This window comes from Bacillus sp. FSL L8-0199, from assembly GCF_038005705.1.
Classification (GTDB): Bacteria; Bacillota; Bacilli; order Bacillales; family Bacillaceae_G; genus Bacillus_A; species Bacillus_A cereus.
On sequence record NZ_JBBOTS010000001.1, the window covers coordinates 1,988,628 to 2,002,070 of the forward strand.

Here is a 13,443-nt window from a genome sequence, read left to right on the forward strand (position 1 = left end):
TCTTTTATAATGGAATATAAACTGTCACATTTTGTTCACATTTCAATTGTAAAACTTTCCATCATAAAAGTCTAGTAGTATGTGTCGAATTTTGAACGGAAATAAAGCGTTATCATTATATCTTATAAGTACGTAATAAGAGATGTATATTCACGAATGTAGTATAGTATAAACATAGAATGATAGTGAAGAGAGGGGCAAAGACAATGACAGTTTATGATTTTTCAGCTAAAACAATTACCGGTGAAGAAAAATCGTTAAAAGATTACGAAGGAAAAGCACTTCTTATTGTAAATGTAGCTAGTAAATGTGGTTTCACACCGCAATATAAAGGATTACAAGAGGTGTATGATAAATATAAAGACCAAGGACTTGAAATACTCGGATTCCCTTGTAACCAATTTGGAGGACAAGAACCAGGTACAGAAGCGGACATTACTAGTTTTTGTGAATTAAACTACGGTGTAAACTTCCCAATGTTTGCAAAGGTTGATGTGAAAGGTGATAAGGCTCATCCTTTATATACATACATGACAGAACAAGCACCAGGTTTACTCGGTATGAAAGCAGTGAAATGGAATTTTACGAAGTTTTTAATTGGAAAAGACGGGAAAGTAGTAGGGCGTTTTGCGCCACAGACGAAGCCGGTAGATTTAGAGGTTGAGATTGAGAAGGTACTTGGAGAATAATTAGGAGTTTCACTTTATTAAAAAACGTCTCAAAGAACAATGTAGTTCTTTGAGACGTTTTCTTTAAACTCACATTTTCAAGATTAAATTACTGTATCAAAGCCATCTGATTTAGGTAGAGAAGCTGCTTTTTTCATAAGCACTTCCCATAAGTGTACGGATTTCTTCCATTCTGCTGCAGCCTGCCCCTGTTTATACATAGCATTCTCATAACTGGCAGTAAGTTGTTGCATATCGGCCGAGTTGTAAAGTGTATCGATATGGAGAGCGTATTCTCGGAATGTTTGACTTTCACCCCGTGGCATGCCAATTCTCGCAAATTGTTTTAAAAGTGCACCGTAAGCTTTTTGATAAACAGCATCATCTTTTCGGTATTTATAGAAATGAATAATAAGAAATGTCCTCCATATCATTCTAGTGGTGAAGAGAATGTATCCCATAATACTAATTAGTATCGTAGAGAGGAATACGTACCACAAAGACAAACTAGTTTGAGAATTTGTGACCTTTTTAGTAGAAGCTTCTTCTGTATTTTTTATTAAACTTTTAAGTTTTGCTTCATTATTTCGTTGTTGTATTTGCGTGTTATTAGAATTATTTGCTTCGCTATTTTGTGAAATAGGAGCAGGCGTATTATTTATAAAATTATAGGGATTAGTAAATCCTTTTGTTGGTTCGAATGGAATCCATCCGTATCCTGGGAAATATACTTCGACCCAAGAGTGTGCATTATCGTTCGTGATTGTATAAACATCCTCACCTTCTGCAGAGGCAAGTGTATTGTCAAGAGTTCCTTCTGTATAGCCTTTTACCCAGCGAGCAGGAATCCCGGTAGAACGAAGTAGTACAATCATAGACGTCGAAAAATTATTACAGTAGCCGCTTTTTGTATCGAAAAGGAATTGATCTACATAATCTTGGCTCTTGGCAGGGAATAAGACATTCGTTGATTCGTATGTAAAAGAGTTGTCTGTAAAGTAATTTTCAATAGCTAATACTTTATCATATCGGTTGTCTTTATCATTTGTAAGATTGACAGCCAAGTCTTTTACGCGCTGTGGTAATGACTTGGGAAGTTGTGTGTACTTTGTCATAAAATAAGGATTTGTTTCTTGACCTTCATTTGTTTTTACAGCTTTCAAGTTTTCTATGGAAAACTCAGGGATCTCATATGTTACTTTATACGAATGTAAAGTAGTAGAAGAGTCTCCATTCATTGTATAAATTTTTTCTGAAAACGAGTCAACACTGTATGATACATCAGAAGCAGCCTCAACTGATACTAATCCTGCTGGATAGGTAAGGTGAGGGTAACTTTTTTGCATGGTAATTGTTGCCTCAGTCGTTTTCATTTTTGTATTTTGTTCGTACCAGCTTACGACGTCGTTTTTATTTTTAAAAGAAATCTTTTTCGGATTTTCAGAAATTTCCCAGCCTTTTCCTGTATAAAAATCTTTTGTTTCTACTCTCCAATATTGTTTGTTTTGCGTTCGTGCTGTGAAAACAATTGTAGGATCCGCCTTAAAAGGACCGCCTAATCGCGAGTCATCTAAACCATACCCAATTGTAGAAATTTTTTGTTCTTTACTTGCTTCAGATGTGTTGAATTTTAAAAAATCCATTGGGTTTGGCCATTGAGGGCCAAATTTTGGAGCAAAGTATGCAATGGTTGCTAATAATACGATAAATATTGTAAGTGGTCTAAGTAATTTTGAGATTTCTCTAGCATAATTTTGTAAGTGTTCACGTTCTTTTATTCGTTCTACTTGAAGAAGACTAAGCATAAAAAAGCCGATGCCAACAGTACGAATAATAGCGTAGTTTGCATTGTATAAATGTAAGTTATGAAAAGTTGCGATATAAATAATAGTCAATACAAGGAATAGAAACCCACGTTTTTTATGAATAATCCAAAATGAAGTGAAAGAACTCAAAAACCAAAATGAGAGAAAAAATAAAACCGTCGGAAAAACTGGAGAAATATCTAGTAAATTCCCTTGGAAAAACAGGGAGGAATTTCGAAACATATTAGAAAAGAATGTTGTTAGCCAAGATGGATTTATAAAAGCATTTTTATAATATAGGGAATGAATGATAAATAAGACTGTGACAATTTTTATAGGAATCTGCCACCTCGTTTGAAAAAAAGAGAGAGCGAAGCAAATTCCTATAAATGTTACGAAAATATCTAATCTACCTACATTTGTAATACCTATAAGAGGTCTTAGCCATTCTAGTAAAAGAAGAAATACACATGCATGCATGAAGAATCTGTTCGTATCCCACTTGTATTTTGCTTGTAATATCATCATTTGCTCACCTCAAAAAACACGTTTGTATACCGGTTTTCATAAACCGTGTTTACAAATATTTGTCGTTTTTTTAGAGTTTCTAGTATACTGAGTTCTCGGTGTGAAAGTTGATTCGCTTTTTCTTTCACGACAAAAACCATACATTTTCTATTTCTTATAGCAGCACAATCAGCCGCCTTTTGAATATCGGGAGAAAGATTACTGGTCACGAGTATAACCGTGACGGGCTCATAAATTTTTCTTAGTTCCATGTCTACACTCTGGGAGAGCGGGAATACACTGTCTGCTTGTACTTTTGCTAAATGACAAAGGATTTGTTGTAACTGCGTATCTCCATTGTCTAAAGGGAAAATAGTTTGTTCTTTTCCGATAGACACGAATGATGCTGGTGAATTTTGTTTCAAGACAGCCCTTACGATAGAGGCAGTAAATGTGACGACTGATTCGAATAGAAGAGACTCGGTTCTGTCTATGAATATCATGATATTATGGCTGCGCTGTTGTTCAAACTCTTTTGTCATAATATTGTTTGTTCGTGCAGTTGCTTTCCAATCGATCCATGAAAAGCGATCGCCAGGTTTATAGTCTCTGACACCGACCGAGATTGTAGAGTCTTTTGCTGAATTTATATTTGCTGAAAGCGCTCCTTGTTCGAAATGATTTTCCAATTGTCGATACGCTATATCTACATACTGGGGATAGACTAAAAATGTATCTGGAACTGAAAAAGTTACTTCTTTCTCCATCATGCCGAATAAATCGCCAGTTTTGACACGAACGCTTGAAAAAGTGTGCTCGCCTCTAGGGATTGTGTCAATAACATATTGAAACGAAATATTTCGTTTCAATCCTGGGAAGAGTACTACCTTATTCATCTTTATTTGTTTACAACTTATAAATTGTGGTGGCAGTTCATCTTCTATAACTAAATAAAGTAAGGGAAAAGGAAATTTTCTTTTTATTGTAATCGTGCTTACAAATTGTTCTCCTACTACATATCCATTTTGGTTTGTTATTCGCTTTACTTCAGCGTCCCGTAAAGCGTAGAAGGGGAGTAGTAGTGAATAAAGAGCAATGGGAATTATGCTGTAAAATAAAAACCAACTGACAAACCCTCCTTGAAACATAGCGTACACAAATGTTAAGACTAGGCATAAAGGGAGTAGCAATAACTTCATAACGTGATATAGCGCTCGCAGCATTCGTTTCATCAAGGGTTCATTGTCCTTTGAGTAGGCACGGTAGTTCGTGCAACGATTTTTGCGATAACTTGTTCGCCAGTTATTCCTTCAAATTTTGCTTCCATTTTTATAATGAGTCTATGTGCTAAAACGTAAGGGGCTAAAAGTTTAACATCGTCTGGAATAACATAATTCCTGCCATGGATAAATGCATAAGCTTGTGAAGCTTTCATTAAAGCAATCGAACCACGTGGACTTGCACCTAACTGTATAGAACTGTACGTACGAGTCTGATTAACAAGCTTTACAATGTAATGCTTAATTGCTTTGTCCATACTTACTACCCGTACGCTTTGTTGTAAATAAATTAATTCTTGTATTGTAGTAATGGTCTGTAATTGAGAGAGTGGATTTGTTTTTTCCATCCGGTTTAAAATTTCAAATTCTTCTTCTGGTGTAGGATATCCCATTTTTAGTTTCAATAAGAAACGATCGAGCTGAGCTTCTGGTAGAGAATATGTTCCTTCATATTCGACCGGATTTTGTGTAGCCATGACAAAGAACGGCTTTGGTAAAGGTCTTGTAATACCATCTATTGTAATATTTCCTTCTTCCATACATTCAAGTAAAGCAGATTGTGTCTTTGGAGATGTACGATTAATTTCATCAGCAAGTACAAAATTCCCCATAATTGGTCCAGGCTTGAACTCAAATTGGAGCTCTTTCGGATTATAAATAGAAACTCCTGTTACATCTGACGGCAATAAATCAGGTGTAAATTGAATTCGCTTATAATCAGCATCAATGGATTTAGAAAGAGCACGTACTAGCATTGTTTTTCCGACACCAGGAACATCTTCTAATAGCACATGACCTTCAGCTAAGAGAGCTGTCAAAGCTAAGATCGTTTCTTTTCGTTTTCCGACCATTATTTTTTCAATATTATTGATTATTTTTTCTACAGTGGGATGTAATGAATCAAGCTGGGGCATCGTAATCCTCCTAATGTTATTATCGTTTTCTAATCTATTTAGTGGACATATTTCTAATTCTATTTGTAGATAGTAAAACTTCCACCTTTAATTCTGAGAATATTCAGATTATTTATTTTGATTATATCTAGTATAATTGTTTCCGTAACTAAGGGCAATACAGTAAATAATGATTTGTAGTTTTATGTAAAATATATCTTGATATAAACTATTGTTGTGGGTAAAACATATAGGAAGGGAAGGAAAGATTGTCCTCAATGAGCAAAATAAATAGCGTAGGAAACCCTACGCGTAAAGTTTGGAACATATATTAATATGCCTTGTGATTAAAATGTATATGAATAAAAAATAAAGTCGACTTCACATGAAGAGGTCAGCTATTTAAATTATTACACTCTTTTATTTTTTATCTTTCTTATATTCTTTTCGTTTATTTAACCAAATATGAATTAATTCTACCAATTCCATTGTTTCAATCTCACAATATTCTCCTTTACCATCTTCGGCTAAATTGTCTAACACAGTAGTTGTGTCGTTCCGAATTTCTAAACCACAAATATTGCCATTTACTACTACATAATTTTTTTCTCCGTTTAAAACATTATGTATTTCTTCTAAAATCCAATCTCCAAAAGCTGTAACTTCAATTCCTAAAAAAGTTTCAACAAGTTTAATTTCTTGAGGAAGTCTCATAACTAAATCACTACTGTTAAGCACTTCAAAACTATATGGATATTTCATGACTATTTTACTCCTTTATTTCTGGCTTTAGTGACTCTATTTACTTCTCTATTAATCTCATAAGCTCTATTAAGGTAATAAATTCTTATACTATCATCACTATTTTCCTACTTAAATTATAGTAAAAGTAGATTATTATTAAACTTATCTATCCAATATTTCTCTGATGTAGGTATGAATTCAGTGAAATCTTCATATGTACCACTCCAATCTTTTGGTACATAGTTTTCGTAGGATGCCGGTTCTGGAAACATTGAATATAGTATTTTATTATCAAAGTTAATTAATAAGATTGGACTAAAATCTAATAGATCTTCTCCTGCATTTTTCCTTTTAATATTTTCAAGTAGTAAATAATTTAATTCTTCTTTAGTTGTTTTATATTGATTAATCCTTACTAAAAATACTTCTACATTTTCATGATCTAATACTTTTATTCCATTTCTTTCTTCCGTTTCGTCATTATCTTCAATGCTTATACCTAAATTTTTATATGCATTATCTAATTTATTATAATCTAAAAACCATAGTTCTTTATCTGTTACATACCATCTAAACTCATTTTTATATATGACGGCTACTATAATGTTTTCTGCGTAAAGCGGTTCTAATTTCATAATATACTCCTTGTATTATTATCTTAAAATCCTGCCATTCTTGTTGTATTCTTCTATTGATTCAATCCAAGTTGCTGACAATTCATATGGATTTCCTAGCGTTTTTTGTTCAACTATTTTCAGGATAGTTGCCCTTGATATGGTGGATTTAAAGTATTGTATTTTCATTTATTAACTCATTTAACGATTTAGGTATATTAAATTTAACTACTCCCAAATTACTGTCTCTATTATATAAGAAATTTTTTGCAAGCTCATTATTATCTGTACTTCATCTTAAACTTTGCTAGAAGCAAGGAAGTAATTTAACAGTCAGTGAAGGATGTGAGCCCTCCACACTGATTAGATGTTCACTTTTTTATATTTTTTCCGGAATTTTTGACAATCTCTTGAACTGTGCGAAATGTCACATCTGTATTTTACAACCTCTCTTATAGTAAGGGTATGTAAGAGAGACGTATTAAAGGAGTGAACAGTATGAAGAAAAAAACTTCAGCACTAATGAGACGTTTAAAATATTTTTCACCAATAGATCGTTATAACGATAATCATACACAAGAAACATATGAAGATCGCGAATGGGAAAATGTGTACAGAAAGCGTTGGCAGCATGATAAAGTAATTCGTTCTACACACGGCGTGAACTGTACTGGTTCATGTAGCTGGAATATATATGTGAAAGATGGAATTGTAACTTGGGAAGGGCAGGAGCTTAACTATCCGACTACAGGTCCTGATATGCCAGATTTTGAACCGCGAGGATGCCCACGTGGAGCAAGCTTTTCTTGGTACATTTATAGTCCACTTCGTGTGAAATACCCGTATGTACGTGGTGTTCTTTGGAATATGTGGCAAGAAGAATTGCAAAATAACGAGTCACCATTAGAGGCTTGGAAAAGCATTGTGGAAAACCGTGAAAAGGCACGTACGTATAAGCAGGCGCGTGGTAAAGGGGGATTCATTCGTACGAATTGGGATGAAGTGTTACAACTCGTTTCAGCTTCTTTACTGTACACAGTAATGAAATACGGTCCAGACCGAAATGTTGGCTTTTCACCAATTCCAGCTATGTCGATGTTAAGTCATGCTGCTGGTAGTCGCTTTATGCAACTTATGGGTGGACCGATGCTTAGCTTCTATGATTGGTATGCGGATTTACCACCAGCTTCTCCTCAAATTTGGGGCGATCAAACAGATGTACCAGAAAGTAGTGACTGGTATAACTCTGGTTACATTATGACATGGGGTTCAAATGTACCAATGACGAGAACACCAGATGCACACTTTTTAGCAGAGGTTCGATATAAAGGAACGAAAGTCGTTTCTGTCAGTCCTGATTTCGCTGAATCAACAAAGTTTGCGGATGATTGGATTAGTGTGAAACAAGGTACAGACGGTGCACTTGCGATGGCAATGGGGCACGTAATCTTACAAGAATTTTACGTAGATAATCAAGTGGAATATTTCACAAATTATGCGAAGCAATATACTGATTTTCCTTTCTTCGTCACATTGAAACAAAAAGGAGATCAATTCGTTGCTGATCGGTTCTTAAATGCTTCTGATATTGGACGAGAAACGAAGTTAGGGGAATGGAAACCTGTTCTTTGGAACGAGAATACGAATGATTTTGCAACACCTCACGGCACAATGGGATCACGTTGGGATAATGAAAAGAAATGGAACTTGCGTTTAGAAGATGAAGAAACAGGTGAAAAGATTGATCCACGTCTTTCTTTACTTGGAATGGAGGATAGTGTTCAAACTGTACAAATTCCGTACTTCTCTGATGATGGAAACAAAATATTAGAACGTACGATTCCAGTGAAAAAGGTTATGACAGAAGAGGGCGAATTGTTCGTTACAACTGTATACGACTTAACGTTAGCAAATTACGGTGTGAACCGAGGGCTTGGCGGACAAGGACCAAAAGACTTCAATGATGACATACCGTTTACACCTGCATGGCAAGAGAAAATGACAGGTGTAAAACGTGAGCTTATTATTCAAATTGCTCGTGAGTTCGCACAAAATGCTGTTGATACGAATGGTCGCTCAATGATAATTGTTGGAGCAGGTATTAACCATTGGTTTAACTCTGATACGATTTATCGCGCCGTTTTAAATCTTGTTCTTCTCGTTGGAGCACAAGGTGTAAACGGCGGTGGTTGGGCTCATTATGTTGGTCAAGAAAAATTAAGACCAGCAGAAGGATGGCAAACAATCGCGATGGCAAAAGATTGGCAAGGTCCACCGAAATTACAAAACGGTACATCCTTCTTCTATTTCGTAACAGATCAATGGCGTTATGAAGATACACCTGTTGGACATTTAGCATCACCAGTTGAAGGTAACTCTCGTTATCAACATCACGGTGATTACAACGTATTAGCTGCACGACTTGGCTGGTTACCTTCTTATCCAACATTCGAGAAAAATGGAATTGAATTATATAAAGAGGCTGTTGCTGCTGGTGCAACAACGCAAGAAGAAATCGGAAAATACGTTGCGCAAAAACTAAAAGAAAAAGAACTGAAATTCGCAATTGAAGATCCTGATAACAAAAACAACTTCCCGCGCAACTTATTCGTATGGCGTGCAAATTTAATTTCGAGTTCTGGTAAAGGACATGAATATTTCTTAAAACATTTATTAGGTACAACAAACGGGTTAATGAATGACGACAGTGATTCATTACGACCAGAAGAAATAAAGTGGCATGAAGAAGCGCCAGAAGGGAAGCTTGATTTACTCATTAATTTAGATTTCCGTATGGCTGGAACAGCACTGTATTCTGATATCGTCTTACCTGCTTCAACTTGGTACGAAAAACACGATTTAAGCAGTACAGATATGCATCCATTTGTACATCCATTTAATCCGGCAATCGGTTCACCGTGGGAAGCGCGCTCTGACTGGGATATTTTCACTTCACTTTCTAAAGCTGTGTCAGATTTAGCGAAGAAAATTGATCTTGAATCAATGAAAGAAGTTGTTGCAACACCACTTCTTCATGATACACCGCAAGAATTAGCGCAACCACTTGGCAAGATTAAAGATTGGAGTAAAGGTGAATGTGAACCAATCCCGGGTAAAACGATGCCACAAATTCACGTTGTTGAAAGGGATTATAAAACGATTTATGATAAAATGACTGCGCTTGGACCAAATGCCGGAAAACAACCGATTGGTACGAAAGGGATTTCTTGGTCAGCAGAAAAAGAGTATGAGCAATTAAAGAGCAAATTAGGAGTCGTTCGAACGGATTCTATCGCGAAAGGTTGTCCAGACATCAAAGAAGCAATCAATGCTGCTGAAGCGGTATTAACACTATCTTCTACAACAAACGGTCATATGGCAGTAAAAGCATGGGAAGCACTTGAAAAACAAACAGATTTAAAACTACGTGATTTAGCAGAAGAACGTGAAGAAGAATGCTTTACATTCGAACAAATTACAGCACAACCGAAAACAGTAATTACTTCTCCGGCCTTTACAGGTTCAGAAAAAGGTGGACGACGTTACTCACCGTTTACAACAAATGTGGAACGTCTCATCCCTTGGAGAACGATAACTGGTCGACAATCTTTCTACTTAGACCATGACATGATGAAAGAATTTGGTGAGACGATGGCAACATTTAAACCAATTCTGCAACATAAACCGTTCCGTAAATCACGACCTGAAGTAGAAGGGAAAGAAATTACATTAAACTATTTAACACCGCATAATAAGTGGTCGATTCATAGTATGTACTTCGATTCATTACCGATGTTAACGCTATTTAGAGGTGGTCCAACTGTTTGGATGAATAAAGAGGACGCTGCTGAAGCGGGTGTTGCAGATAATGATTGGATTGAGTGCTTTAATCGTAACGGTGTTGTTGTAGCGCGTGCTGTTGTAACGCACCGTATACCGAGAGGAATGGCATTTATGCATCATGCGCAAGATCGTCACATTAACGTACCTGGTACGAAATTAACAAGTAATCGCGGGGGAACGCATAATAGTCCAACTCGAATTCACGTAAAACCGACACATATGATTGGTGGATATGGTCAATTAAGTTATGGATTTAACTATTATGGTCCAACTGGGAACCAGCGTGATTTAAATGTTGTAATCCGTAAACTGAAGGAGGTAGATTGGCTTGAAGATTAAAGCACAAGTCGGAATGGTAATGAACCTAGATAAATGCATCGGCTGTCATACTTGTAGCGTAACATGCAAAAACACCTGGACAAATCGTCCAGGTGCTGAATATATGTATTTCAATAACGTAGAAACGAAACCAGGTATTGGTTATCCGAAACAATGGGAAGATCAGGAGAAATATAAAGGCGGCTGGGAATTGAAAAATGGTGAAATTCAGCTAAAATCCGGTTCGAAAATGAAACGTCTTATGAATATTTTCCACAATCCAGATCAACCAACGATTGATGATTACTTTGAACCTTGGAACTATGATTATGAAACGTTAACAAATAGTCCGCAGCGTAAGCATCAGCCAGTTGCTCGTCCGAAATCAGCAATTACAGGCGAATTTATCGACAAAATTGAATGGGGTCCAAACTGGGAAGATGACTTAGCAGGCGGACATATAACTGGATTGCAAGATCCAAACGTAAAGAAAATGGAAGAAGAAATTAAAACAGATTTTGAAAACGTCTTTATGATGTATTTACCACGCATATGTGAACATTGTATGAATCCATCTTGCGTATCATCTTGTCCATCTGGTGCGATGTATAAGCGTGAAGAAGATGGAATTGTTCTTGTAGATCAAAATGCATGTCGCGCATGGAGATTCTGCGTATCATCTTGTCCATATAAAAAAGTGTATTTTAACTGGCAAACGAATAAAGCTGAAAAATGTACAATGTGCTTCCCACGTATTGAAGCTGGTATGCCAACAATTTGTTCAGAAACATGTGTAGGACGTATCAGGTATATTGGAGTAATGCTATATGACGCTGATAAAGTAAAAGAAGCAGCTTCTGTTGAAGACGAAAAAGATTTATATGAATCTCAGCTTACTGTTTTCCTAGATCCAAATGATCCAGAAATAGCAGCTGAAGCGAAAAAACAAGGCATTCCTGAAGAATGGATTAAAGCAGCACAACATTCACCTATCTATAAAATGATTATCGATTGGAAAATTGCTCTGCCTCTTCACCCGGAGTATCGTACAATGCCGATGGTTTGGTATATCCCTCCGCTTAGCCCAATTATGAACATGGTGGAAGGGAAAGGTAGTAACTGGCAAGCAGAAGAGGTTTTCCCTGCAATTGATAATATGCGTATTCCAATTCAATATTTAGCGAATTTACTCACTGCAGGGGATGAATCACACATTCGTCTTACATTGAAAAAAATGGCTGTTATGCGAACATATATGAGAGCACTGCAAATTAATAAAGAGCCAAATGAAGCTGTATTAAAAGAACTTGGTTTAACGAAACAGGATGTAGAAGATATGTATCGTCTTCTTGCCATTGCGAAATATAAAGATCGCTTCGTTATCCCGACATCTCACCGTGAACAAGTGGCAGATTTATATAGCGAACAAGGAAGCTGTGGTTTATCATTCACAGGTGGTCCAGGCTCTTGTATGACAATTTCTTAAATAAAGGGGGCAGAAAATTATGAGACAAAGTTTACAAACAGCTTTTTCTTGTTCTTCTTTTCTTCTCTCCTATCCTGAACTAGGGTGGAGAGAAGCTGTAACTGAATTGCAAGAAGAGGTTGAAACAATAGAACAGGAAGACGTTAAAGCGTCACTTACAGCCTTTATAAAGCAAGTGCTAGATAAAACGAATGATCAACTCATTGATAGTTACGTATATACATTCGATTTTGGTAAGAAAACAAATATGTATCTTACTTATATGAACACTGGTGAACAAAGAGAAAGAGGTATTGAATTACTGGAGTTAAAACAGCATTATAAAAAATCTGGTTTTGAAGTAACAGATAAAGAATTACCTGATTATTTACCGCTATTGCTTGAGTTCTTTGCAAATGCAAATGAGATAGACAGTGAACCAATTATGAGTAAATACACGGAGAATATACAAGCGTTACACGTTCAATTAAAAGAAGCAGACAGTATGTATGAACCAATTCTTGCGGCTGTTCTACTCGCTATCGAAACATGGGGTGTACAGACAAATTAGAAAGGAGAGTTGTTAAAATGATGGATCAATTTCTATGGGTATTGTTTCCCTATATCATTTTTGCAATCTTTATCGGTGGACATATTTTTAGATACAACTATGATCAATTTGGATGGACATCAAAATCTAGTGAACTATTAGAAAAGAAAATGCTCCGACTCGGAAGTCTATTATTTCACTTTGGGATCATGTTCGTAATTGGCGGTCATGTTATGGGGATTTTAATTCCAGAAGCTGTATACCGTTCAGTAGGTATTTCTGAGCATATGTATCATGTAGTAGCAATTAGTTTTGGGCTTCCGGCAGGTGTTGCTTCTATTAGCGGTTTAATTATATTAACGTACCGCCGCGTAACTGTAAAACGTATCATTGCAACGAGTACAAAGGGAGATTATATTGCGCTTATTTTATTACTTATCGTAATGCTAGCAGGACTTTCCTCAACATTTTTAAATATCGATTCAAAAGGATTTGATTATCGTACAACGATTGGCCCTTGGTTCCGAAGTCTCTTTATTTTCCAACCGAAAGTTGAATATATGATGGAAGTACCAATATGGTTTAAAATTCACATTCTCGCAGGGATGGGGCTTTTCGCAGTGTGGCCATTTACAAGACTTGTACATGTATTTAGTGCCCCAATTAAATATGTAAGCCGTAGTTATGTGATTTACAGAAGACGTATTCCTAATGAGTTGAAAAAATAATACTGCTGTAAACGGATAGGAGCTAATG

General features: G+C 36.1%; 10 protein-coding genes. 5 read left to right on the forward strand and 5 right to left on the reverse strand.

Annotated features, from left to right (window positions below):
- Positions 1–206 precede the first annotated feature (206 nt).
- On the forward strand, positions 207–689 hold the full coding sequence (gene bsaA / locus NST86_RS10400; protein ID WP_000219434.1) for a glutathione peroxidase: 483 nt from the start codon (positions 207–209) through the stop codon (positions 687–689).
- 83 nt (positions 690–772) lie between these two features.
- Here the strand turns inward: bsaA and NST86_RS10405 are convergent, their stop codons facing one another.
- The 5 genes from NST86_RS10405 to NST86_RS10425 form a co-directional block, all read right to left on the reverse strand.
- A complete protein-coding gene (locus tag NST86_RS10405) occupies positions 773–3,001 on the reverse strand; it encodes a transglutaminase TgpA family protein (RefSeq protein ID WP_016117692.1) in 2,229 nt (742 codons plus the stop codon).
- Positions 2,998–4,212, reverse strand: coding sequence for a DUF58 domain-containing protein (locus NST86_RS10410; protein WP_016117693.1), 1,215 nt, complete (start codon positions 4,210–4,212; stop codon positions 2,998–3,000). The genes NST86_RS10405 and NST86_RS10410 overlap by 4 nt, the downstream gene beginning before the upstream one ends.
- A complete protein-coding gene (locus NST86_RS10415; protein ID WP_001135808.1) occupies positions 4,212–5,174 on the reverse strand; it encodes an AAA family ATPase in 963 nt (320 codons plus the stop codon). Before NST86_RS10415 ends, NST86_RS10410 begins: the two co-directional genes overlap by 1 nt.
- A gap of 399 nt (positions 5,175–5,573) precedes the next feature.
- Positions 5,574–5,915, reverse strand: a complete 342-nt coding sequence (locus NST86_RS10420; protein WP_000877039.1) for a hypothetical protein — start codon at positions 5,913–5,915, stop codon at positions 5,574–5,576.
- 116 nt (positions 5,916–6,031) lie between these two features.
- Positions 6,032–6,532, reverse strand: coding sequence for a hypothetical protein (locus NST86_RS10425; RefSeq protein WP_044797210.1), 501 nt, complete (start codon positions 6,530–6,532; stop codon positions 6,032–6,034).
- Between the two features lie 477 nt (positions 6,533–7,009).
- Between NST86_RS10425 and NST86_RS10430 the strand changes: the two genes are divergently transcribed.
- The 4 genes from NST86_RS10430 to narI are packed head-to-tail and all read left to right on the forward strand — an operon-like array spanning position 7,010 to position 13,415.
- The gene (locus tag NST86_RS10430) at positions 7,010–10,693 is read left to right on the forward strand and encodes a nitrate reductase subunit alpha (RefSeq protein WP_000730784.1); all 3,684 of its coding nucleotides are present in this window, start codon (positions 7,010–7,012) and stop codon (positions 10,691–10,693) included.
- A complete protein-coding gene (gene narH, locus NST86_RS10435) occupies positions 10,683–12,158 on the forward strand; it encodes a nitrate reductase subunit beta (protein ID WP_000692662.1) in 1,476 nt (491 codons plus the stop codon). Before NST86_RS10430 ends, narH begins: the two co-directional genes overlap by 11 nt.
- A gap of 19 nt (positions 12,159–12,177) precedes the next feature.
- Positions 12,178–12,708: a nitrate reductase molybdenum cofactor assembly chaperone gene (gene narJ, locus NST86_RS10440; RefSeq protein ID WP_001249924.1), complete on the forward strand. Its 531-nt coding sequence runs from the start codon at positions 12,178–12,180 to the stop codon at positions 12,706–12,708.
- 17 nt (positions 12,709–12,725) lie between these two features.
- Positions 12,726–13,415 (forward strand): respiratory nitrate reductase subunit gamma, encoded by a 690-nt coding sequence (gene narI / locus NST86_RS10445; RefSeq protein ID WP_000969222.1) that lies wholly within the window; start codon positions 12,726–12,728, stop codon positions 13,413–13,415.
- Positions 13,416–13,443 lie beyond the last annotated feature (28 nt).